Source organism: Streptomyces sp. NPDC048295 (assembly GCF_040652135.1).
GTDB lineage: Bacteria > Actinomycetota > Actinomycetes > Streptomycetales > Streptomycetaceae > Streptomyces.
The window spans coordinates 53700-78211 of sequence record NZ_JBEZLL010000023.1; the positions used below are offsets into that span (position 1 = coordinate 53700).

Below are 24512 nucleotides of genomic sequence, written 5' to 3' on the forward strand. Positions count from 1 at the left end.
GAACAGGGCCGAAAGGCCCTGTGGCCAGGGGCCGGTCAGCGGGTGGGGCGCGGTGCCATACTGACGCCGCCAAGATCGTCCGGGCGCCACGGACATCTCCCTTCCCGGCCACCCCACTGTGCTGCAACGAGGAGCAACCGGCCCATGAACACACCGAGCGAGGACTACCACGCACTGCTCGCACGGCATGACGCGATGCGGCTGCGGCGACGCATCCTGGCCCCGGCCGGCAGCCGTGCCGGGGAGTGGAGCGCCGAGGCGCCGCAGGCGTACGACGGAACGGCCGACCAGCGGCTGATCGGTGACTCGCTGCCGCTGGTGAACCCGCTGGAGGAGCTGATCGCCGAGCTGTACCGGATCCTGTTCGAGCGGCACCCGTATCTGCGGTCGCTGTTCCCCGAGTCGATGGCCTTCCAGCAGGCCCATCTCGCCGGGATCTTCCGCCATCTGATCGGCAATCTGCACCGTACGGACGAAATGATCGCCGTCTTCGGGCAGTTGGGGCGCGACCACCGCAAGCTCGGTGTGCGCCCCGCGCACTTCGAGGCCTTCGAGGCGGCTCTGATCGAGGCGCTGCGCGTGCGCGCGGGCGCCCGGTGGACCCACGCGCTGGAGCAGGCCTGGCTGCGGATGCTGCGGCTGGCCGTCTCGGCGATGGTCAGGGGCGCGGACGAGGCGATCGCCGAACCGCCCAGCTGGGAGGCGACGGTGATCTCGCACGAACTGCGCACCCCCGATCTCGCGGTGCTGCGGGTACGGCCCCATCAGCCCTATGCCTTCGAGGCCGGGCAGTACGCGTCCCTGGAGTCGCCGCTGCTGGAGCAGGCCTGGCGTCCGTACTACCTGGCCCGCGCCCCGCACCCGGACGGTGAACTGGAGTTCCACGTACGGGCCCGGGGCGCCGACGGGGTGAGCGATGCGCTGGTGCACGGGACGCGGGAGGGCGGCGCGGTCCGGCTCAGCGCCCCGCGCGGCGCACTGGCCCTGCCGGATCATCTGCCGGCCGCGGACCTTCTGCTCATCGCCTCCGGTACGGGCTGGGCTCCGATGAAGGCGCTGCTCCAGCGGATCGACGCCGAGCGCTCCCGCGCGCACCGGGTCCGGCTGCTGCTGGGTCCCGCAGGGGAGACGGCGGCGGCCGGGGAGATGTACGACGCGGCGTGTCTGGAGGCGTTCCGGCGCAAGCGCCCCTGGCTGACCGTCATCGCGGCCGACACGGCGAACACTCGCTTCGCGGGTGCCGGGCTGCGGGCCCTGAACGGAATACTGCCCCCGCAGCCCGGGGCCGCCGCCCGGCAGCACGCCTTTCTGGCCCTGGCCCCCGAGGCGGCCACGACCGGGGCGGTGCAGGCCGTCGCCGCACGGCTGGCCGCCGCCGGAGTACCGGCCGAGCAGATCCGTCATGACGCCACCGGCGTGGTCGCGGTCACAGAAATGTCTGCCAGTACGACCAGAACCGGATTGCTATCAGCATGACGATGGCCAGACACCAGGTCACCGGCACCACGAGGGGGAACTCCAGCACCGCCGCGACCAGGGCGCGCGGCGCGGGCAGGACGCCGTGGCGCAGATTGTGCACCGTGGTGTGCCAGAACATGAAGATGGTGGCCACCCACACGAGCACACACCACAGGCAGAGTGCGCCGATCTCGAACAGCGCCTGGGACATCAGCCACATGCAGAAGCCGGCGCCGAACAGCGTGCCGAGGTTCAGCCCGCACCAGTACCAGCGGCGGTAGCGCGCACCCGCGAGCAGGCCCGCGCCGGTCCCCAGCACCGTCCCGAAGGCGACCAGCCCGATGAGCGGGTTGGGAAAGCCGAACGCCGAGGCCTGCTCGCTGCGCATCACACTGGTGCAGGACACCACGGGGCTCAGCGAGCAGGCGGGCACGAAGCCGGGGTCGGCGAGCAGTTCGAACTTGTCGATCGTGATGACGAACGAGCCGAGCAGCCCGAGCGCGGCGGTGACGACCAGCAGCCAGCCGAACCCCCGCCTCGCCCCGGCGCACTCCCGTTCGTCGCCCGCCCCGGACGCGCCGGCGCATTCCCGCTCCCCGGCCTCGGCGCCGTCCGCCGCCCTCCCCCTGCCGTGCTCCGACGGTTTCATGCCCGCCCCCGTACGGAACCGTCCGGCCAGACGACCTCCACCCGGATTCCTCGCGCACGCGCGAAGGCGACCAGATGCGCCGTGGCGTCCCGTCCGTCGGACGGCGATCCGTCCCACACGGCGAGCACGGTCCGGCAGGTCTCCACCAGCCGTTCGTCGGCGCCGACGCACGCGTCGCGGTCGGCCGGGTCGAAGGGCAACAGCCGTACGTGCTCGGCCAGGACCAGCAGTTCGCCCGCGGCCGACCGGTCCCGCTCGGGCAGCACGGCGGGGACCGCGCCCTGAGCCGGCAACAGCACGGTCAGCTTCCGCCCGGCCTCCCGGGCGGCCCGCCCGAACACCAACGGCAGCCCCGCCCCGACCCGTACCAGGGCGGCGGCACCTTCCGCCAAGCGGTCCAGCCGCGCTCTCAGTTCGGCTTCCACCAGCTCCAGGGTCCTGTTGCCGAGGTCCCTGTGCCCGACGACTGCGATCACCATGATTCCCTCCTCGCGCACCCGCGGCGTGCGATGCATCGCAGTGAACCCATCGCAGGCCGGGCGCCGCTAGGGCCGATCGGCCCTCCTGGCCGGAACCCGGCGGCAGCGGCCCCGGAGCGAACGGCAACTCCCTTCATTCACACGGAATCACGACAATTTAGGTTAGGCTAAGCTAAGTCTGTGGACAGGGTGCGAGGCGGCGCGGTCGTCGTCAAGTTCGGCGGGAACGCCATGGTGGACGCGAGCCTGAAGCGGTCGTTCGCCCGGGACGTCGTGGAGCTGTGGCGGACGGGACTGCGCCCGGTCGTCGTGCACGGGGGCGGGCCGCAGATCAGCGCGATGCTGGATCTCCTCGGCCTGGAGTCCCGCTTCGAGGCGGGGCTGCGGGTGACCACCCCGGAGGCCATGGACGTGGTGCGCATGGTGCTGAGCGGCCGGGTCCAGCGGGAGCTGGTCGGCCACATCAATGAGCACGGACCCTTTGCCGTGGGGATGACCGGCGAGGACGCGCACACGATGACGGCGGTGCGGCGGCCGGCCTGGGTGGACGGGCGGCCGGTGGACATCGGTCTCGTCGGCGATGTCGTGGACGTGAACCCGGGCATGGTGCGCACGCTCCTGGCGGAGGGGCACATACCGGTGGTCTCCCCCGTGGCACGCGGCGAGGACGGGCAGGTCTACAACGTCAACGCCGATCTCGCCGCGTCGGCCCTGGCCGTGGCCCTCGGGGCCGAGCGACTGGTGATGCTCACCGATGTGGCCGGGCTGTACGCCGACTGGCCGCACAGCACCGAGGTGATCGAGCACCTGACGGCCGATGCGCTGGACGGAATGCTGCCCGGACTGGCGAGCGGGATGCTGCCGAAGATGGAGGGCTGCCTGCGGGCCGTCCGCGGCGGCGTGGGCAAGGCCCAGGTGCTCGACGGGCGCGTACCGCATGCGGTGCTGCGCGGCGTCCTCGGCGAGGCCGGCCCCGGCACGACCGTGGTACCCGGCACCACCGTGACTCCCGGCAGCAGCGCGGACCACTGCGGCAGCACCGTATGACCGCGACGGCCGGCCCGCACGGGCGGGCCGGCCGTCACAGGGTCTTCGTGAGGATCCGCGCGTTGCGCCGGGGGTCCAGGGACCGCGCCCAGGACGCGGGCGCCCGGCGTGCGGTCGTGGGCGCGAAGCCGTACCGGAGGAACAGGCCGCCACCGCCGGTCGTCGCCGTGAACAGCGCGCCGAGCGACTGGGCGTGCGCCATGGCCAGCGCGGCCCGCAGGAGCCCGGCCCCCACTCCGCTCCCCTGCCGGTGACCGGCCACGCAGAAGTTGTACAGAACACCCACGGGGCCGCGCCCCTCCCCGGGGCCGGCCGGATGCACGCGCAGGCCGACGCAGCCCTCGACGGGCCCGGAAGGGGCCTGCGCCACGAGGAAGTCGCCGGCGCGGGCGGCATAGAGAGGGACGGACCGCTCCCGCAGCGCGCCCGAGCGCACGAACGGCCGGGACAGTTCGGCGAGTTCGGCGGCGTCCTCCTCACATGCCGAGCGTACGCGGTACGCCGGCACGGGGAGTGCGGACGACAGCGGGGCGGGGCGCGGCGAAGCCGTGATCAAGACGTTCCCCACTCGGTTCAGTCGGTGGACGCGGCGAGGGACCGGGGGCGCAGGTCGGTCCAGTTGGCCTCGACGTACTCCAGGCACGCCTCCCGGGTGGTCTCGGCGAGAACGACCGTCCATCCTCCGGGAACCTCGGCGAAGGAAGGCCAGAGCGAGTGCTGTCCCTCGTCGTTCGCCAGGACCAGGAAGCGGCCTTCGGGGTCGTCGAAAGGGTTGGTGCTCATGTGTCGGTGTCTCCTCGGGCCCGACGGGCCGGTGACGGCCGCGTCGTGACTGTGCGTCGGATCCGGAGGCGGATCGGGGATGGAGGGAGCAAATCACGTTAGGTTAGGCTCACCTAATGCAGGATGAGCCTAACCCCTCCCCTCCCCTCTCACAAGGAGACGTTCATGCGCCGGGTGATCGCACGGGTCCGCACGCGGGACCGCATGGACACGCCCCCGGGCACACACCGCCGGACCGCCGACGACCGCCGCACCGGCCGGTCATGACCTCCCCCGGCCCCGGCCCCACGGCCGACGGGGAAAGCCCCTTCGCCTCGTTCGGGCTGCCCGGCAGGCCCGGCACCGAGGCGTTCTGGGCGGCGGCACGGACCCCGGCGCCGGTGCCCGACGGCGACGGCGGCTGGCGGACCCTGTTCCTGTGGCGCGGGTCCGGGGCCTGCATCGATTTCGAGAGCTGGTCGCAGCCGGTTTCGCTGCGCCGGTGGGCGGACACGGACTGCTGGTACGCCGAAGTACGCATGCCCGCACGGCTGCGGGTGACCTACCGGATCGTCGAGGGCGACACGGTCCACGCGGATCCGTTCAACCCGGTCGGTGCCGGCGCGGACCGGTCCATCGCCGCGACCCCGGACGCCCCGGCGCAGCCGCACTGGCCCGTCGTCGGCCCCGACGACGTCCTGCCCCTGCCCTCCGCCCGGCTCCGCTGGAACAGCGCGCGGCTGGGCGGGCGGCGCACCGTGCGCGTCCACCCGGCGGGCGGCGGCGGGCCGGTGGTCCTGCTGCTCGACGGGGACGACTGGCTGTATCTGCACCCGGCCATGGCCGCGTTCGACTCGGCGGTTGCCGGTGGCGCGATGCCCCCGGTGACGCTCGTCTTCGTTCCGGCCAAGGACCGGGCGGCCGAGTTCGGGTGCGCGCCCGGGCTGTGGGAGGCGGTCCGGGACGAACTCCTGCCGCTGGTCGCGGAATCCGGCGTACCGGCCGACCCGGACCGGCTGGTGGTGGCCGGGCAGAGCCTGGGCGGACTGAGCGCGCTGTACGCGGCGCTGGAGTTCCCGGACCTGGTCTCGCGGGTCGCTGTACAGTCGGCGTCCTTCTGGTGGGCCCCCGGCGCCATGGACCTGGCGGACCCCCTGGGCGGCCCGGTCGGCGGCGCCGTCGCCGCGCGGCTGCGCCGGGGTCCCGATCTGTCCGGTCTGCGGTGCGCGTTCGACGTGGGGGAACACGAGACGCGGATGCTGCCCCACTGCGAGATGGCCGAGACCCTGACCGCACGGGCCGGTGCGACGGTGCGGGTCTCCCGCTCGCCCTCGGACCACGACCGGGCGGGCTGGCGGCACGCCCTGCTCAGGGATGTCTCCTGGGCCCTCGGCTGAGCGGTCCCGGGGACGTGTCCGGCCACGTCCCCGGAGCCGCCCGGCGCCTCACCGGGCCACGGCCAGACAGTAGTCGGCGTCGCGGGCCAGCAGGTTGCGGTGGGTGTCCTCGGCGGTGACGACGCCCTCGTCCAGGACGAGAACGCGGTCGGCGGCGTCGAGCAGGGCCGGGCTGCTGGTGATCACGACGGTGGTGCGGCCGCGGCGCGACTTCGCGACGTTGCGCGCGATGAGCTGCTCGGTGACCGCGTCGACCGCCGTCGTCGGGTTGTGCAGCACCAGTACGTCGGTGTCGGCGGCCAGGGCGCGGGCCAGGGACAGCCGCTGGCGCTGCCCGCCGGAGAGGTTCGCCCCGCGGTCGCGGACCACGTGGTCCAGGCCGTCGCGGTGCAGGGCGACGACATCCGTCAGCATCGACGCCTCCACGGCCTCGGGAATCGTCCGGCTGGTGCCCGAGGGGTCGATGTTCGTGCGGAGGGTGCCCGCGAAGATCTCCCCGTCGTACGGATTCACCAGCATGTGTTCGCGGACCGCCTCGACCGACAGCTCCGCGATCGGCTGCTCGCCGAGCCGTACCACTCCCTCGTACGCGTCCGGCGCGACGTTCACCGCGAGGACCGCCGCGAGGTCGGCCGCCGCGCGCGGCTGGTAGACGGCGATCGCCACGAACTCACCTGCCGCCACCCGGAACTTCAGCCCGCGCAGCGACCCGTGCCGGACGCCGTCCACCACGAGTCCTCCGCCCGGTGCCGGGCGCTGCGATCCCGGGGTCGTCACCGGGGGCGCGGAGAGCACCAGGGCCATCCGCTCGGCCGAGGCGCGTGCCGTCATCACGTACTTGGGCATCTCCGAGAACATCTTGAGCGGCTCGATGATGAACTGCGCCAGGCCCACGGCCATGACCAGTTCCCCGATGGTGATCCGGCCGTCGAAGGCCAGCCAGCCCGCCGTCAGGGAGACGGCGGCGGCGAGGACCGCGTTGAGGGCCAGCGCGGTGCCCGCGTACGCGCCGTTGACCCGGGCCACGGTGACCGCCTGGCGTTTCGCGTCCGTGCTGACCTTCCGGTACGACCCGAACGCGGCGTGGTTGCCGCCGAAGCCGTGCAGCGGGCGCAGGCCGATGATGAGGTCGGCGACCTTCGCGCCCGCCCGCGCCACCCGGGCCTGCTGTTCGCGGGTACTGGCTCCGATCCGTCTGGACATCACGGCCAGGACGGACAGGATCGCGACGGTCCCCACGATGACCAGCAGGCCGAGCCGGATGTCGGCCAGGCCCAGCGCGACGGCCGCGACCACCACCGCGACCAGCGAGCTGACCAGCAGCGGCACCACCTCGACGATGTCGGCGGTCTGGTCGGCGTCCTCGGTGGCGATGGTCAGGATCTCGCCGGACTTCAGTTCGACGTCCCTTGCCACCGGCTGGAGCCCGCAGGCGGCCACCCGCACCCGCCAGCGGTGCGCCTCGGTCGTGTTGGCCTTCTGCAGGACCCGCATCCCGAACCGCCACGACAGCGACACCGTCGTGATGATCACGGCCAGCGCGCCGACCGACAGGCCGAGTGCGGCCGGGCTGCGGTCCTGCAGCGCGTGCTCGACGATCAGGCCGAGCGCGATGGGGAAGGCGGTCTCCCCCGCCTGGTACAGGCCCATGAGGACGGTGCCCCGGACCATGGCGCCGATGTTGCGGCGCAGCGCGGTGCGCAGGATGTCCGCCCCCGGCCGGGGGCGCTGCGTGTCAGGAGTTCTCATCGAGGTGGCGGGCAATCGCTTCCGGGGTTCGCAGGGTGAACAGATCACGGATGGTGATCACGGGACCGTACTCGCGGCGGAGCAGCCCGGTCAGCCGCACCGCCAGCATGGAGTGTCCTCCGAGGGACACGAAGTCGCCCACGGCGCTCACCTCGTCCTCGTCCAGGTCCAGTGCTTCGGCGAAGAACTCGCACACCAGGGTCTCGGTCGCGGTTCGCGGGCCGCGTTCTCCCGCCGTGGTCAGCGCGCCGAGCGGCCTGGCCTCCGGCAGCGCCCTGGTGTCGGCCTTCCCGTTCACGGTGAGCGGGATGCTGTCGACCTGGGCGTAGTGAGTCGGGCGCAGGAAGTCCGGGAGCCCGGCGCCCACTTCGGCGGCAACCTGCGCCAGGCCGGCGCCGTCCAGTACGAGATGGGCGGCCAGCCGGTACGCTCCGTCGACCTGGGGGTCGGGCTGGGCGACCGCGGCGACGAACCGCACCGCCGGGTGCGCCGCGAACACGGCCTCGACCTCGCCGAGTTCGACCCGGTGCCCGCGGATCTTGACCTGCTGGTCGGTGCGGCCCAGGTACGTCAGGTTCCCGTCGGGCCGGCGGATCACCAGGTCGCCGGTGCGGTACATCCGCTCGCCGGGTCCGGCGAACGGGCAGGCGACGAAGCGGTGCGCGGTCTGGGCGCTCTGCCCGAGGTAGCCGCGCGCGATGCCGATGCCCGATACGTACAGCTCGCCGGGGACCCCGTCGGGCAGCGGGCGCAGCCACGGGTCCAGCACGTACACCTCGGTGTTGTCGATCGCCACGCCCACCACCGGGTCCTGACACTCGAAGGTCCCGACGCCGAGGGTGTTGATGGTGTACTCGGTGGGCCCGTACAGGTTGTAGCCGACCGTGCCCTCGGTCCCGGCGAGCCGCTGCCAGAGCGTCGGGGTGACGGCCTCGCCGCCCAGCAGCACCAGCGCCGGCCGCCGTGCCGGGTTGTCCAGCAGTCCCTCGGCCACCAGTTGCTGTGCGTAGGTCGGCGTCACATTGATGACGTCGATGGCGTGCTCGCGGCAGTACTCGACCAGGCGGGGGGCGTCGCGGCGCAGTTCCTCGTCGCAGATGTGGACCTCGTGGCCGTCGGCGAGCCAGAGCAGTTCCTCCCACGACATGTCGAAGGCGAACGACACGGTGTGCGCGATCCGGAAGACCCGGTCGCCGTGCTCGGCGAGGACCGGTTCGAAGATGCGTCGCTGATGGTTGATCAGCATGTTGGTGAGTCCCGCGTATTCGGTCACCACGCCCTTGGGTCTCCCGGTCGAGCCGGAGGTGTAGATGATGTACGCGGGGTGCCGCAGGCGGTCCGGGTCGCCGGGCGCGAACGTCACGTACGGTTCGGCCTCGGGCAGGGGCCGGTCCAGCTCGATCAGCTCGCCGCCGAGCCGGGGCGAGACGGCGCTCACGGTGAGGATCACCTCGGGCCGGGCGTCCGCGACGATGGCCGCGATCCGCTCGTCCGGGTGGTCCAGTTCCAGCGGTACGTACGCGGCGCCGACGCGCAGCACGGCGAACAGCGCCACGATCGAGTCGAGGGAGCGCGGGATCGCCAGCCCCACGGTCGTCCCGGGTCCGATGCCCCGGCGGGCGAGCACCCCGGCCAGCACCTGGCTGCGGCGCTGGAGTTGGCCGAAGGTCATGGCCGAGCCGTGGGCCACGAGCGCGACCCGCCCGGGGTCACGGCCGGCCGCCCGGTCGAAGCGGTCGACGACGGTTTCCGTGCCGATGTCGGTACGTGCGGCGGGCCCGGGGGCCGGGGCGAGCCCCGGCAGTGCGCCCAGCCGCCCCGTCGACCGGGCGAGGTCCTCCAGTACGCGGAGGTAGTCGTCGAGGAGACGACGCGCGCCCGCGGGGTCGCCGTCGCGGTGCTCCAGCTTGACCGTGAGCCGCTCGCCGGGCGTGACGACCCAGGTGAACGGGTAGTGCGTGGAGTCGTCGGCCCGCACCGAGGTGATGCCGTGCCGGGCGTTCATGTCGGCGAACGCGTCCGGGTCCAGGAAGTTCTGGAGCACGAACAGGTTGTCGAAGAGGGTGTCGTGCCCGCTGGCCCGCTGGATCTCGCCGAGCCCCAGGTGCTCGTGCTCCATCGCCTCGACCCGGGCCGCCTGTACGGCCGACAGGTACGCGCCGGCCGTGTCGCCGGGCCGGGCCCGCGTCCACATGGGCACCGTGTTGAGCAGCACACCGACGATGCCGGAGTGGCCCTCGCCCTCCCGGCCCGAGACGGTCACACCGAACACGGCGTCGCCGCGGCCGGTGCGGGCGCCGAGGAGCAGGCCGAACGCGCCGGTCAGCACCGTGTTCAGGGTGACGCCGTGCACCCTGGCCGCGTCCCGCAGCAGTTCGGACAGTTCGGCGGAGAAGGTGTGCGTGAGTGCGTGCGGCAGTCCGTCCGGGAGGGACGGGGCCGGTCCGGCGAGCAGCGTCGGGCCCGGCAGGCCGGCGAGGTGCTGCGCCCAGAAGCGGTTCGACGCCTCGGGGTCCCTGGCGTCGAGTGCCCGGGCGTACTCCTCGAAGCCCGGTGCGGCGGGGACCGCGACCGGCGGCTCGCCCGCCACGACGGCCTCGTACGCCTCGAACAGGTCGCGCAGCACGATCTCGCGGGACCAGCCGTCCCAGAGCAGCAGGTGGTAGCTGAGCAGCAGGCCGTCCCGGCCGTCGGGCAGCCGCACCACGGTCAGCCGGATCAGCGGCGGTTCGCCCGGGTCGAATCCCGACTCGCGGTCCCGGGTGCGCAGTTCTTCGGCCTCCGCGTCGCTCGTCACGGCGATCGTACGGACGCCGGCCCGCCGGCCCGCCTTGAGGACCTGGACCGGGTTCCCGTCGTCGTCGGTGGTGAAACCGGCACCCACGACCGGGTGGCGCGCGATCACGTACGCCATCGCCTCGGCCAGCGCGTCGGGGTCCAGGCGCCGGTCGAAGGTGAACCAGCTCTGCGCGACGTAGTGTCCGGCCGCGCCCGCCATCTGGGCCTGGAAGAACAGGCCCCGCTGGAGAGGGGTGACCGGTGCGGTGCGCTCGGCCGTGGCCGAGGCCTCCGCGATCTGCTCCAGTGCGCTGCGCCAGTGCTCGGTGATCCCGTCGGGTACGCCCCCGGCGAGGGTGAAGGCCGCGTGCAGGCTTCCTGTGGTGTCGTCGGTCCAGGCGTTGACCTCGACGGCGTAGGGGCTGCCCTGGTCGCCGCCGGTGACGCGGAGGGCGTGGGACTCGCTGCCCCGGCCCAGGTAGTTGAAGAGCACCTGCGGACGGGCGTCCAGCAGCGGGGCCGTCTGCGCGTCGAGGTACCTGAGCCGGCCGTAGGCGACGTGTTCGTGCTCGTCCGGCCGGCGTTCCGCGGCCTCGCGCGCCGCCGCGACGGGGTCGGTGTGCGCCGTGAGCCGCACCGGTGCGACGGCGGTGAACCAGCCGACGGTACGGGAGTAGTCGTGGTGCTCCAGGGCCGGGACCCGGCCGTGCCGCTCCAGTTCGATCGCGAGATCGGTGGGTGCGGGCTGGATGTGTGTCAGCGCGGTGCGCAGCGCGCCGCACAGCAGCTCGGTGAGGTCCACGCCGAGAGCGGCGGGGGCGCTGCGGGTGACGCGGTCGCTCACCTCGGGGGCGAGCACGACGGTGGTCTCGCGCAGGTCCCCGACCTCGGGCAGCAGGGCGGGCGCCTCCAGGGTGGTGATCCAGTGGCCGAGAGCACCGGCCGCCGGGCCGGACCGCACCGCCAGTGCCTCGGCGTACTCGGCGTACGGCGTGGTCGGCGGTGGCAGGGCCGCGCCGCCGAGGGCGGTGGCCAGGTCGTCGAGGAGGATCAGCCAGGACACCGCGTCGACGGCGAGGTGGTGGACGGTGACCACCAGGGTGCGGCTCGCCGCCAGCCAGGAGAACGCGATGACGTCCCCGGACTCGGGGTCGAGCCGTCCGGCGGCCTCGTTCGCCGCGGCGGTGGCGTCGGGGACGTCCGTCGGTGTGACGGCGGCCTCACGGGCGGGTTCGGTGCACAGGGTCCACACACCGTGCTCGACGCGCAGCCGCAGCCGCAGGACCGGGTGGGCGGCCACGACGGCGTTCGCGGCGCGCCGGACATCGGCGAGGCCGGTGCCCTCGGCCACCACCACCGCCCTGGCCTGGGCGAACCGGGCGAGTGAACCGCCCAGTTCGCGTTGGCGCAGGATGATCGGGGTGGCCGGCAGCGGGCCGTCCTCGCGGCGGGCCGGTGCGGACGCGACGGGCCGCGGGGTGTGCGTGGCCAGCTGCCCGGCGAGCGCGCGCGGGGTCTTCAGCAGGAACACGTCCCGGGGGAGGATCCGCAGGCCGAGCGCCCTGGCCCGGTTGATCACGGTGATGGCGACGATGCTGTCGCCCCCGGCGCCGAAGAAGTCGGTGTCGGCGTCCACGGCCACGCCGGGCAGCGTCTCGGCGAAGATGCCGACCAGTGCCGTGAGCGCGGAGTCGCTCGTGGCCGCCGGGGTGTCGTCCCGGGCGGCGCGCGCGGTCAGGGCCTTGCGGTCCAGTTTGCCGTTGACCGTCAGCGGCAGGACGTCGACGGGCAGCACCCGGCCCGGGACCATGTGTGCGGGCAGCTTGGCGGAGAGCAGGGCGGTGAGGTCGCCGGGGACCCGGCCCACGACGTGTGCGACGAGGTGGTCGCCGCTGTCCGCCACGGTGACGGCCGCGTCGACGACACCGTCGAGTTCCCGCACGGCGGACTCCACTTCGCCGAGCTCGATGCGGAAGCCCTTGAGCTGCACCTGGTCGTCGGCCCGGCCGGCGAACTCCAGCTCGCCGTCGAGGGTGCGGCGGGCGAGGTCGCCCGTGTGGTACATGCGGGAGCCGTCGGCAGCGAACGGGTTCGCCACGAAGCGGCCCGCGGTGAGCCCCGGCCGGCCCAGGTAGCCGAGCGACAGCTGGTCCCCGGCGACATAAATGGCGCCCACCCGGCCCGGCGGCACCGGCCGCAGCCGGTCGTCGAGCAGATGGACGACCAGGCCGGGGACCGGGCCGCCGATCGGGCTGACGTCGTCGCCGGGGCCGAAGTCCTCGTCGGTCAGCACCCGTTGGGTGACGTGGACGGTGGTCTCGGTGATGCCGTACATGTTGACCAGCTCGGGCGCGGCGGTGCCGTGCCGCTCGACCCATCCGCGCAGCCGGCCCGGGTCCAGGGCCTCGCCCCCGAAGACGATCCGGCGCAGCGCCGTGACCGGTTCGGCCGCGAGCCGGTCGGCCTCGGTGAACTGGTGGAACGCCGAGGGGGTCTGGTTGAGCACGGTCACCCCGCGCTCGCGGACCAGCCGGTGGAAGTCGACCGGGGAGCGGGTCAGCGCGTACTCCGGCACCAGCAGTTCACCGCCGTGCACCAGGGCGCCCCACAGCTCCCAGACCGCGAAGTCGAAGGAGAAGGAGTGGAACTGGACCCAGACGTCGTGCGGGCCGAAGTCCATCCCGGGCCGGGTGTTCGCGAGGAGCGCCACCACGGCGGAGTGCGGGACGACGACGCCCTTGGGGCGGCCGGTGGAGCCGGAGGTGTAGATCACGTACGCGGGGTCGTGCCGACCGGCCCCGGGCCCCGTGGTGGCGGCCGGTGCCGGCTCGTCGCCCTGGACGAGCACCCGGGCCGCCACGCCCGCCCGGGCCAGCAGGCGGGTGAAGCGGCCCCGCTGTTCGCGGTCGACGAGCACGACCTGCGGGGCGGCGTCGGCGAGGATGTACTCCAGCCGCTCGTCCGGGTACGCCAGGTCCAGCGGTACGTACGCGCCGCCCGCGGTGACGACCGCGACCAGGGCGACGACCTGTTCCAGGGAGCGCGGTACGGCGACGGCGACCCGGGTGCCCGGCCCGGCCCCGGCGGCGCGCAGGACCGAGGCCAACTCGTTCTTGGCGTCGGCCAGTTCGCCGTACGTCAGTGACCGGGTGGCCCCGTCGAGGGCGCACTGGGTGGCGGCGGTGGCTGCCGGGTCGCGGTCCGCGGCGGCGTCGAACAGCTCGCCCAGGGTCGCCCGGGAGACCGGTGCCGGGCTCCGGCCCGCACCGGGGGCCAGGAGTTCGCCGACCGGGGTGTCGGGCCGTTCGAGCAGGGCGGCGAGGGTCCGGGTGAAGGTGTCCAGGATCGCCTCGGCGCTCTCCCGGCGCAGCAGCTCCCCGTCGTGGATCAGGTTGAAGCGCGGACGGCCGTCGGCGGAGCGCTCCACGACCAGCGTCAACGGGTAGTGCGGGGCGCCCTCGTTGACGATGTCGGTGATGACCAGTTCGTCGCCGGGGCCGCGCAGTGCGTCCACGTCGGTCGCGACGTCGAACACCACCAGGGTGTCGAAGAGCGGGCCGGTGCCGGCCCGGCGGCCGATCCTGGCCAGCGAGACGTGCTGGTGCGCCAGCACCGTGCTCTGGTGTTCCTTCACCGCGGCGAGCAGCTCGCCCGCCGTGCTGGTCGCGGACCAACGGGCTCGCACGGGGACGGTGTTGATGAACAGACCGACCATGTTCCCGATGCCGGGCACCTCCGCGTCGCGCCCGGAGACCGTGGAGCCGAACACGACGTCCCGGCCGTGCAGGACTGCGCCCAGCGTCACCGCCCACGCGCTGTGCACGGCCACGCTCAGCGGCACACCGGCCGAGCGGGCGGCGGCGTCGATGTCGAGGGCGGGCTCGGCGGCGGTGTCGGCGAACCGGTCGGAGGGGGTGTGCCCCTCGGCCACCAGCGAGGGGCCGGGCAGACCGGCGAGCTCGTCGTGCCACACCCGGTCGCTCTCGTCCTGGTCGCGTCCGGCGAGCCAGGCCACGTAGTCGCGGTAGCCGCCGAGCGGGTACACGCTCCCCGGCGCGTGGTACTCGGCGAGCAGTGCGCGGAGCATCGGCGGCACCGACCAGCCGTCGGCGACGATGTGGTGCACGGTCTGCACCAGGACGTTGCGGCCGGAGCCGGCGCGGATGAGGGTGTAGCGCATCAACGGCCCGGTGGCCAGGTCGAATCCGGCGCGGCGGTCCCGTTCGGCGTGGTCGCGGATCTCCTCGTCGGTGAGGCCGGGGCGGTCCAGCGTGGTGAAGGGTGCCTGTACGCCGCTCTCCACGACGGAGACGACCCGGCCGTCGGCGAGGGCGGTGAACCGGGCGGCCAGGTTGGGGTACAGCGTGAGCAGCCGGGTGGCCGCCGCCGCGAGCCGGTCCGCGTCCACCTCGCCGTCCAGGGTCAGGAGTTGCTGCTCGACGTAGCTGCCGGTCGCGTCGTCGTCGAAGACCGAGTGGAAGTACAGGCCCTCCTGGAGGGGGGTCAGCGGCAGGATGTCGCGCAGCGCCGGGCCGTCCAGGCCGTCGACGTCGGACTGGGTGAGCCGCACCAGGGCGAAGTCGGCTGGGGTGTGGCCGCCTTCTTCGAGAGCGGCCAGGGCGGACAGGGTGGTCCGGAAGTACTCGCCGAGGGTGGTGATGTCCTCGTCGGTGAACATCCCCTCGGGCCAGGAGACGGTGGTGACCAGCTCGTACGCTCCGCTCGCGTCGGGTTCGGCGATGGCGTTGAACTCCAGGGCGCGCGGCAGCCGCATCCTGGGGTCACGCTTCTCACCCAGCTGACCCGTGGTGCCGCTGAGTTGCCAGTCGCCGGACGCGCCCGCGTCGAAGCGGCCGAGGTAGTTGAACAGCACCTGCGGTGCGGGGGCGGTCAGCCCGGCTTCGCTCAGGTAGCGCAGGGCGCCGTAGGAGACGCCGTTGCCGGGTACGGCGGCGAGGTCCTCCTTGACCGCCTTGAGTGCGGCGGCCAGGTACGCGGGGGCGGTGAAGTCGGCTGCCGCGCCGGGGTCGACGGTCACCGGGAACAGGGTGGTGAACCAGCCCACGGTGCGGGAGAGTTCCGGCTCGAAGCCGGTCGCGTCCGCCACGTGGCGTCCCTCGCGGCCGTGTCCCTCCAGTTCGATGTGGGCGAAGGTCTGGTCCTGCCCGCGGTCGCGGCGCCACCGGGCGAGGGCGACGGCGAGCGCGGTCAGCAGTACGTCGTTGACGCCCGCGTGGAACTGCGCGGGAATCGTGCCGAGCAGCGCGGCGGTGTCCTCGGGGCCCACGGTGACGGTCCGCGTCCGCTCCCGGGCGACGGTGTCGGTCCCGGACGGTGCGCGTCGGCCCAGCGGTGCGTCGGCTCCCGGCAGGGGGCGCTGGAAGCAAGCGCGGTCACTGCCGAAGGCCGCACTGCCCAGCAGCTGCGTCCAGCGCCTGAACGACGTTCCCACGGGGGGAAGTTCGACCGGCACGCCGGAGACGGACTGGCGCCAGGCGGTGGCCAGGTCGTCCATCAGGATCCGCCAGGACACACCGTCGACGACGACGTGGTGGGCGACCAGGACCAGTTGCCGCGCCTCGCGGCGCCACACGGCGCGCAGCATCACACCGTTGTCCGGGTCGAGCCCGTCGGTGGCGAGCTCCACGCACTCCGACAGCGGCCGGTCGCTCTCCTGCCACCCGACGACGGCCCGCCCGGCCCCGGGGATGTCGAAGCTCCAGCGTTCGCCGCGCACCAGCCGGGCACGCAGCATGTCGTGCCGCCCCAGCAGCGCGGCGAGGATCTCGTCGAGCGCGCCGGCGGTCAGCTCCGCCGGTGTGTTCAGTACGACGGACTGCACGAAGCCGTCGATCGCGTCGGTGGTACGGCCGAGCCACTGCACGATGGGCGATCCCACGACGGGGCCGGTCGCGACGTCGCCGTGGTCCACGGCGAGGACGTCCTCGCGGCTCGCCACCGCGGCCAGTGCCCCGAGGACGCTGTGGGCGAAGATCTGCCGCGCGGTGACGTGGAGACCGGCCTCCCGCAGCGCGCTCAGCAGTGAGATCGCCAGAATGCTGTCTCCGCCGAGCCGGAAGAAGTCCTGGTCGACCCCGGCGGTCTCCAGCCGCAGCACCGCCGCGACGGCCGCGCACACCACCCGCTCGTTGTCGGTGGCGGGTGCCACGGCGGAGCCCGTGCCGGTCTCGGGTTCCGGCAGGGCGCCCCGGTCGAGCTTGCCGTTCGCGGTGAGCGGGAACTCCTTCATCACGACGAGGTGGGCGGGCACCATGTACTCCACCATGTGCCGGGCGGCCCACTCCCTGACCTCGTCCGCCCGCAGCTCCTCGTGGCCGGCGGCCGGGATCACGTACCCCACCAGATAGGTGCCGCCCGCCGTGTTCTTCTTCGCGACGACGCAGCTGTGCCGTACGCCGGGGTGTTCGGCGAGGCCGGCCTCGACGTCCTCGATCTCCAGCCGCATGCCGCGGATCTTGATCTGGTTGTCGGCGCGGCCGAGGAAGTCCAGCGACCCGTCCGGGGCGAATCGCGCCAGGTCACCGGTCCGGTACAGCCGGGACCCGTCGTCGGCGAAGGGGTTCGCCACGAACCGGGAGGCGGTCAGGCCCGGCGCGTTGACGTACCCGCGCCCCAACAGGAGTCCTCCCGCGTACAGTTCACCGCCGACCCCGACCGGAACCGGGCGCAGCTCGTCGTCCAGCACGTACAGCTGGGTGTTGGGGTTGGCCCTGCCGATCGACGTCGACAGGCGTTCGGCCGCGCCCCGGTAGATGACGTGGGAGACACCGATGGTCGTCTCGGCCGGGCCGTAGCCGTGGTACAGGGGGATGTCGAGCCGGGTGCGGAACCGCTCGTACAGCTCCGGGGTCAGCACCTCGCCGCCGCACCAGACGTGCCGCAGGCTGTCCAGGCGGCCGGAGTCGCCCGCGATCTCCAGCAGCACGTCCAGCATGGAGGAGACCAGGTAGGTGAAGGTGACGCGCTGCTCGGCGATCACGCTCAGCAGGTGGTGCGGATCGCGTTCGCCGCCGGGCCGCAGGATCACCAGTCTGCCGCCGGAGACCAGTGGCAGGAAGATCTCGTTGATGGAGATGTCGAAGGACAGCGGTGCCTTGAACAGCGAGGCGTCGTCGTGGCCGAAGCGCAGGATCTCCTCGACCTGCCACAGCAGGCGCTCGCTGATCGCCTCGTGCCGGATCATGGCGCCCTTGGGCCGCCCGGTCGATCCGGACGTGAAGATCACGTACGCCAGGGCCGTGCCGGGGACGGCCGTCTCCGGCCCCTCGGCGGGGTTGCCGCCGAACCGCCAGTCGTCGAGGTCGACGGCCACGGCGTCCGGTTCGCCCGGACCGGGCTCGCCGGAGCCGTCGAGCTGGAGCACGACCCGGGCGTCCTCGACGACGACGGCGCGGCGCGCGGCGGGCCACTGCGGATCGAGCGGCACGAACGCGCAGCCGGCCCGGAGCACGGCGAGGAGCCCGATGACCATCTCCGCGCAGCGGCCGAGCGAGATCCCGACGACCTGCTCGGCGCCGAGGCCGCGTTCGATCAGATGGTGTGCCAACTGGGCCGAGTACGTCGCTGCTTGACGGTAGGTCAATGACCGGTGCTCGTCGGTGATCGCGACGGCGTCCGGCCTGGCGCGTGCCTGTTCGAGGAACATCTCCATGATGGTCGGGCGGACCCGGTCGGCCCGGTTGTCGTTCCACCCGGCCAGGGCTTCCAGCCTCGCCGCCACGCCGGACGGGCCGATGGTGCCGAGGGGACGGTCCGGGAAGTCGGCCAGGTCGTCCAGTGCGAGCTGCGCGTCGGCCGGGCCGACACCGTCGGGGACGGTGATGCTCCAGCCGTCCGGGACGGGCTCCCAGCCGCCGCTCCCGGCACCGGCGTCGTCGACCCGTCCGAGGACGTCGGTGAACGGTGTGCCGGGGTTCAGGTCCATGCCGTCCGGGCCGAGGCCGGTCGCCCAGTACGACAGCCCGATGGCACAGGCCTCGACGATGGCCCGGTCACCGTAGTCGCCGGTTCGCCGGCGCACACCGGCCAGGCGGGCGGGCGAAAGCAGTACACGGGGAACACTCGGTTCCGTCATCGAAGACTCAGCATCCTTCCAAGGCGGGCGAGTTGACCCAACCCACTTAGGTTTACCTAACTACCCTCGCGCCAGGCGCGCCACAGACGCGCGTACTGGCCGCCCAGAGCCACCAGCTCCCCGTGCGTTCCCTCCTCGACCACGCGCCCCTCGGACAGCACGGCGATCCGGTCCGCCGCCATCGCCTGGGTCAGCCGGTGCGCCACGAACAGCGTCGTCCGGCCCGAGCACGCGGCCAGCACGGCCCGCTCCAGCTCGGCGGCGCCCTCGCTGCCGGCCTCCGCGGTCGACTCGTCGAGCACCACCACCGGCGCACGGCCCAGTACCAGCCGGGCCAGGGCGATCTGGGCGACCTTGGTGACGTCCAGGCGCTCGCCACCCTCGCCGACCGTGGTGTTCAGCCCGTCGGGCAGCAGCTCGACCCAGTCGCCCGCGCCGACCGTGCGCAACGCCTCCATCAGCTCGGCATCGCCCGCCCCGGGTGCGGCGAGCCGCAGATCGTCGGCGAGCGGCCCCGAGAACACATGGGTCTCCTGCGTCAGGATGCTCACCAGGGCCCGCGCCCCGGCCTCGTCCAGAGCGGCGAGGTCGTGCGGCCCGACGCGTACCGCACCGGACTGCGGGGTCCCGATGCCGGCGATCAGCGCGGCCAGGGTCGACTTGCCGGCGCCCGTCGCCCCCACCAGGGCCAGCGAACCACCGGCCGGAATGGACAGGTTCACGTCCCGCAGGACCGGTTCCTCGGTGTCGGGGTAACTGAAGGTCAGCCCCTCCACCGTCACCGGATACGGCCCGGCACCGGCCGGCGCGACGGACACATCGCCCACCAGCCGGTCCTCCGCGGGCTCCCCCAGCACTCCGACCAGACGGGTGAGGCTCGCGCCCGACTTCTGCGCCTCGTCGAAGGTGAACATGATGGCGCCCAGCGGGGTGAACAGCCGGTGGAACATCAGCGGGGCCGCCGAGACCTCGCCCAGGCTGGCGGCGTCGGCCTCCAGCAGGACGTACCCCACCACCACGATCAGGACCAGCCCGATGAACTCGGCGCGGTTCTCCCTGCCGACGAACCGCCCGAAGAAGCGGAACACGTCGACGCCCAGATCGCGCACCCGCCACGACTCGCGGGTGACCTTCTCGCGTACGGATTCCTCCAGCCGGTACGCCCGGACCGTGTCGATCCCGTTCAGACCGCTGATCAGTGCCTGGGCACGGTCGGCCTGGGCGGCCCGCTGTTTCCGGTAGAGCGGTGCGGACCGGGGCAGGTACCACCGCAGCGCCAGCCCGTACGCGGGCAGCGCGCCGGCGCCCGCCAGGCCGAGCCGCCAGTCCAGTCCGAACATGCCGGCCGTGGCGATGACGACCAGCACGCCCGCGGAGAACACCGTGGGGACGGCGGACCGGATGCCCTTGGACAGCACGGCCACGTCGTCGCCGACCCGGGACAGCACATCGCCCCGGCCGACCTGCTCGACGCGTGCGCTCGGCATCCCCAGCACGGCGCGGACGGCGCCTTCCCGCAGCCGGGCGAGCAGATCCGCCCCCAGCCGCCCGATCAGGTACGTCGAGACCGCGGTGGCGACCGCGCCGAGCAGCGCGGCGGCCACCATCAGTGCCCCGACCGTGACGAGCACCGAGCGCGATCCGCCCCCGGTCACCCCGTCGACGACCCGGCTCAGCAGGAGCACGGGGAGCACCTGGAGCGCTGCCCCGGCCACGGTGGTGAGCAGGGTGGAGGCCGTCAGCCACGGGGCCCGGCGGCAGTGCGCCGCGACCCATCCGGCGGCCTCGCCCCCGGTCGCCGTGCGCAGGGTCGCCGGGGCGACGCGGGTGTCGGTGGTGCTCACGCGAAGACCGAATCTCTCCGGGGACGGGGCCGTCCGATCGGCATGCCTAGTCGACCGACTTGACGAGTTCGTCGATCGCGTAGGGCAACGACAGCAGGGTGCCCTGGGACATGGCCGCACCGACCGCCGGACCCTCACTGTCCAGCAGGTAGGACACCTTGCCGTTCTTGACGGCGGGCAGGTTGGCGAACAGCTCGGACTTCTTCAGCGCGTCCGTGTCCGCCTTGTCGTTGATGACGAAGATACGGTCGACATCGATCAGGTCGATGCGTTCGGGGGACAGCGTGGTGAAGAACTTGCCGTCCGCGATCTCGTCGATCTTGGTCTGGTACTTGAAGCCGGTACCCGTCACCAGTCGCCCGCGCACATCGGTCGAGGTGAACGGCCCGACGGAGTCCTTGTACCAGGACAGCGCCACGGCGGTCCGGTTCGCGAACTCGGGGTGCGCCTTCTTGGCCGCGTCGAGCTTGCCCTGGATGCCCTCGACCAGCCGGGTGCCCTCCTTCTCCTTGCCGAGCGCCTTGGCGATGTGCACCGCGTTGTCCTGCCACGGCGCACTGAAGGGCTCCTTCTCGCCCTTGGTACGGCCCACCGTCGGGGCGATCCTGGAGAGCTTGTCGTAGGCGGCCTGGTCGATCTCGGAGTAGACCGCGATGATCAGGTCCGGCCGCAGGGAGGCGATCTTCTCGTAATTGGGGCCCGAGTCACCGTTGTTCATGATGACCTCGGGGCGGGTGTCGCCCCACTTGTCCTTCACCCAGGGCCACTGGGTGTTGATGTCGGGGGACTTGCCCGCGGGGTTCGGGTACTGGTCGACCATGCCGACCGGCTTGATGCCGAGCGCCAGGATGGCCTGGTCGTCCGTGTAGCCCACCGAGACGACGCGTCGGGGAGCCTTGGTGATCTCCGTGGATCCGAACGCGTGCTCCACGGTGACCGGGAACGCGCCGGAGGCCGCGGCCGGGGCGTCGTCGCTCTTCCCGTCCGCCGAGTCGGAACCGCATCCCGCGAGAAGACCGACACCGAGGGCCGTGGCGGACAGCATCGCCGCCACCCGCCGCCAGGGCTTCACAAGCGTCGTTCGATGGAGAGACATCCGGAATCCCTTGCTTTCACACTGTCCACTGCACCTCTGTATAAGGGCAGCCAAACCTTACCTTGAATAAGTGAGGGCAGCCTAGCCTAACCAGACAAACTTCCCCCGTCGGCCACGAGTTGGGCCCTCGACCGCTCCCGTGCCTGGCAGAACCTACGGATCGAGGCGCACGTGCGTACGGCCGATCGGCACGATGAGCGGCCGGTCCCCCACCGGATCGTCGATCACCGTGGCGCGCAGCCCGAACGCCTCGTCCAGCAACTCGGCAGTGATCACATCACGCGGATGCCCCTGCGCCAGGACGGATCCCGCCCGCATCACAATGAGGTTGTCGCTGTAGCGCGCGGCCAGATTGAGGTCGTGCAGCACCATGACCACGGTGCGCCCGGACTCGTGCAGATCGTCCACCAGATCGAGTACGTCGATCGCGTGCGCCAGGTCCAGATAGGTGGTCGGCTCGTCCAGCAGCAGCAGATCGGTGCCCTGGGCCAGGGTCATGGAGATCCAGACGCGTTGGCGCTGCCCGCCGGAGAGCGAGTCGACGGGACGGTCGGCCAGCTCGGACACCCCGGTCATGGCCAGGGCGCGCTCCACCACCCCGACGTCGTCCGAGGACCACTGCCGCAGCCAGCTCTGGTGCGGATGGCGCCCCCTGGCGACCAGGTCGGCCACGGTCAGCCCCTCCGGCGCCACCGGCGCCTGCGGCAGCAGTCCGAGCTTCTTCGCCACGTCCCGGGTCCTGAGCCGGCCGATGTCCTCGCCGTCCAGCACGACCGTCCCGTGGTCCGGCTTGAGCAGCCGGGTCAGGGTGCGCAACAGGGTTGATTTGCCGCAGCCGTTGGGGCCGATGATCGTGGTGATCACCCCCGGCGGGATCGTCACGTCGAGCCCGTCGATGACCTTCCGGCCGCCGTACCCGACCGTGACGCCCCTGGCCGCCAGCCGCGGGACCTCCCCGGTCCCGCTCCCGGTCTCCGCCTCGGTGATGAACTGAGTGGCCACAGGCCCCCCTTGTCTGGATTCGCCTCGCTGATTCACCGTCTACCTCAGGTTCGCCCGTACCAGCAGATAGACGAGGAACGGGCCGCCGATCGCGGCGGTGACCACGCCGACCGGAAGAGTGATCGGCAGCGCCGTGCGCGCGACCAGGTCCGAGCCGATCAGCAGCACCGCCCCCACCAGGCCGGAGGCCACCATCGGCGGTGTCGGGAACCTCGCCAGCCGCATCGCCACCTGCGGCGCCACCAGGGCGACGAACGGAACGGGGCCCGCCGCACTGACAGCCACCGCGGCCAGCAGGACCGCGCACAGCAGCAGGACCGCCCGCACCCGCGTGTACCGGACGCCCAGACCTGCGGCGACCTCGTCGCCGAGGTGCATCGGCTTGAACTGGAACGCGGCGGCGGCCATGACGACGAGGAGCACGAGCATGCACCAGAACGCCACCTCGACCTGGTCCCACGACCGGTCGGCCAGCGAACCGACCAGCCACGCCTGGGCCCTGGCCACGTCCCTGATGTCTGCCTGGACCAGCAGCCAGGTCGTGATCGCCTCCATCACGGCGCTCACCGAGATGCCGATGAGGATGAGCCGGAAGCCGTCGATCCCGCGCCGCCAGGCCAGGAAGTACACCAGCAGCCCCGTGCCGAGGCCGCCCGCGAGCGCCGCCGCGGGCAGACCCACCGAGCCGACGACCGCCGCGGCGGTCCCGCCCGACACCGTCACCAGGGAGACCGCGACCGCACTGGCTCCCCCGGTGATGCCCAGGATGTCCGGGCTGGCGAGCGGATTGCGGGCCACGGACTGTGTGATCGCCCCGGACATCCCCAGCGCGGCCCCCACGACGAGGCCGGCCAGGGCGCGCGGCATCCGCAGGTCCATGACCACGAACTCGTCGACCTGTTCGCCCCGGCCGAGGATCGTGGCGATCACCCGGGACAGGCCGATGGGGAAGTCCCCGACACCGATGGAGAGGCAGAACACCAGGAAGGCCGCCGCCGCCAGCAGCAGCGTGACCAGGACGGGCCAGGGCCGCCATACGAACGACACGGGGCCGAACCGTGCGCCCGGCGCCACCGACGGCTTCACATCTGTCCCGTTCATGCGTTCCTGAACTTTCCGCGCCACACCAGAATCGCGAAGAACGGGGCGCCGAGAAGGGCGACCACGACTCCCGCGTCCAACTCGCCCGGCCGCACCACCAGACGTCCCGCGATGTCGCAGACCAGCAGGACGACGGCGCCGAGCAGACCCGCGTACGGCACCAGCCAGCGGTAGTCCGGGCCGGTCAGATACCGGGCCACGTGGGCCACCATCAGCCCGAGGAAGGCGATGGGGCCGCAGGCGGCCGTGGCCGCGCCCGCCAGCAGGGTGATGGCGCAGATGCCGATCGTCCGGCTCAGCGCGATGTTCACGCCCAGCCCCCGCGCCACGTCCTCGCCCAGGTTGAGCAGATTGAGGGCCGGCAGGGTGATCAGCGCCAGCAGCAGACCGGCCGCGACGAACACGGTCACCGGCCCGATGACGTCGAATCCGGCACCGGCCACGGAACCCGCGTTCCAGAACCGCAGCGCGTTCAGCGACTTCTGGTCGGAGAGCGCGACCGCCGTGGTCATCGCCGCGAGGAACACCGTGATCCCCTGCCCGGCCAGAGCGAGCGTCAGTGGATTGCCCGCTCCCCGGCCGATGCTCGCGAGGCCGAAGACGACGACGCCGGCGATCGCCGCTCCCACGAAGGCGAACCAGACGTACTGGAACGGGTCGGTGAGGCCGAACACGGCGATCACCGACACCACGGCGAACGAGGCGCCGGCGTTCACCCCCAACAGGCCCGCGTCGGCTATCGGGTTGCGGGTGTAGCCCTGGATCAGTGAACCGGCGACCCCCAGGGCGATGCCCGCGACGATCGCGAGCACCGTCCGGGGCACCCGCACGGTCTGCACGATGAGCCGGATCTCGGTGAGCCGCCGGTCGGACTCGGGGGCCGCGAACAGTGCGTGCCAGACCTCGGCGGGACTCAGCGCGCGGGCGCCGACGGCCAGGGACACCGCGGCGGCGACCACGAGGACCGCGACGAGGGCGAGCAGACCCACAAGCCGCCTCCGGCGGGCCCCTGTCGTCCCCCCGGGGGCGGGACGCTCAACTGCAGTCGTGCGCAT

14 protein-coding genes are annotated in these 24512 nt (G+C 72.7%); 3 read left to right on the forward strand and 11 right to left on the reverse strand.

Translation table 11 applies throughout. From position 1 onward, the window contains the following. Positions 1-144 precede the first annotated feature (144 nt). Positions 145-1476, forward strand: coding sequence for a globin domain-containing protein (locus tag AB0D53_RS29180; protein ID WP_362451947.1), 1332 nt, complete (start codon positions 145-147; stop codon positions 1474-1476). Here AB0D53_RS29180 and AB0D53_RS29185 read toward each other — a convergent pair. Together AB0D53_RS29185 and AB0D53_RS29190 are read right to left on the reverse strand one after the other, a co-directional pair. After that, positions 1427-2107: a vitamin K epoxide reductase family protein gene (locus tag AB0D53_RS29185; protein ID WP_362451948.1), complete on the reverse strand. Its 681-nt coding sequence runs from the start codon at positions 2105-2107 to the stop codon at positions 1427-1429. The genes AB0D53_RS29180 and AB0D53_RS29185 overlap by 50 nt on opposite strands. Beyond that, positions 2104-2583 (reverse strand): hypothetical protein, encoded by a 480-nt coding sequence (locus tag AB0D53_RS29190; protein WP_362452097.1) that lies wholly within the window; start codon positions 2581-2583, stop codon positions 2104-2106. The genes AB0D53_RS29185 and AB0D53_RS29190 overlap by 4 nt, the downstream gene beginning before the upstream one ends. 183 nt (positions 2584-2766) lie before the next feature. Here AB0D53_RS29190 and argB point away from each other — a divergent pair, with 183 nt between their 5' ends. Beyond that, the gene (argB, locus tag AB0D53_RS29195; RefSeq protein WP_362451950.1) at positions 2767-3633 is read left to right on the forward strand and encodes an acetylglutamate kinase; all 867 of its coding nucleotides are present in this window, start codon (positions 2767-2769) and stop codon (positions 3631-3633) included. Positions 3634-3667: 34 nt separating this feature from the next. Here argB and AB0D53_RS29200 read toward each other — a convergent pair whose 3' ends face one another. Continuing rightward, entirely contained in the window at positions 3668-4189 is a 522-nt protein-coding gene (locus AB0D53_RS29200; RefSeq protein WP_362451951.1) for a GNAT family N-acetyltransferase, read from the reverse strand. A 17-nt stretch (positions 4190-4206) separates the two neighbouring features. Next, positions 4207-4416, reverse strand: coding sequence for an MbtH family protein (locus tag AB0D53_RS29205; RefSeq protein WP_362451952.1), 210 nt, complete (start codon positions 4414-4416; stop codon positions 4207-4209). 263 nt (positions 4417-4679) lie between these two features. Between AB0D53_RS29205 and AB0D53_RS29210 the strand changes: the two genes are divergently transcribed. Then, the gene (locus AB0D53_RS29210) at positions 4680-5792 is read left to right on the forward strand and encodes an alpha/beta hydrolase-fold protein (RefSeq protein ID WP_362451954.1); all 1113 of its coding nucleotides are present in this window, start codon (positions 4680-4682) and stop codon (positions 5790-5792) included. A gap of 48 nt (positions 5793-5840) precedes the next feature. Here AB0D53_RS29210 and AB0D53_RS29215 read toward each other — a convergent pair whose 3' ends face one another. The 7 genes from AB0D53_RS29215 to AB0D53_RS29245 all read right to left on the reverse strand — a co-directional run bounded on the left by AB0D53_RS29215 (position 5841) and on the right by AB0D53_RS29245 (position 24512). Then, complete coding sequence (locus tag AB0D53_RS29215) at positions 5841-7541, reverse strand: ABC transporter ATP-binding protein (RefSeq protein WP_362451956.1); 1701 nt, start codon at positions 7539-7541, stop codon at positions 5841-5843. Next, positions 7528-18414, reverse strand: a complete 10887-nt coding sequence (locus AB0D53_RS29220; RefSeq protein ID WP_362451957.1) for an amino acid adenylation domain-containing protein — start codon at positions 18412-18414, stop codon at positions 7528-7530. The genes AB0D53_RS29215 and AB0D53_RS29220 overlap by 14 nt, the downstream gene beginning before the upstream one ends. A gap of 56 nt (positions 18415-18470) precedes the next feature. Further along, positions 18471-20258, reverse strand: a complete 1788-nt coding sequence (locus AB0D53_RS29225) for an ABC transporter ATP-binding protein (RefSeq protein ID WP_362451959.1) — start codon at positions 20256-20258, stop codon at positions 18471-18473. Positions 20259-20304: 46 nt separating this feature from the next. Continuing rightward, entirely contained in the window at positions 20305-21354 is a 1050-nt protein-coding gene (locus tag AB0D53_RS29230) for an iron-siderophore ABC transporter substrate-binding protein (protein ID WP_362451960.1), read from the reverse strand. 153 nt (positions 21355-21507) lie between these two features. Next, entirely contained in the window at positions 21508-22356 is an 849-nt protein-coding gene (locus tag AB0D53_RS29235) for an ABC transporter ATP-binding protein (protein ID WP_362451961.1), read from the reverse strand. Positions 22357-22395: 39 nt separating this feature from the next. After that, positions 22396-23457 carry an iron ABC transporter permease gene (locus AB0D53_RS29240; protein ID WP_362451962.1) on the reverse strand — a complete coding sequence of 354 codons (1062 nt, stop codon included), beginning with the start codon at positions 23455-23457 and terminating at the stop codon, positions 22396-22398. Further along, complete coding sequence (locus tag AB0D53_RS29245; RefSeq protein WP_362451963.1) at positions 23454-24512, reverse strand: iron ABC transporter permease; 1059 nt, start codon at positions 24510-24512, stop codon at positions 23454-23456. Before AB0D53_RS29245 ends, AB0D53_RS29240 begins: the two co-directional genes overlap by 4 nt.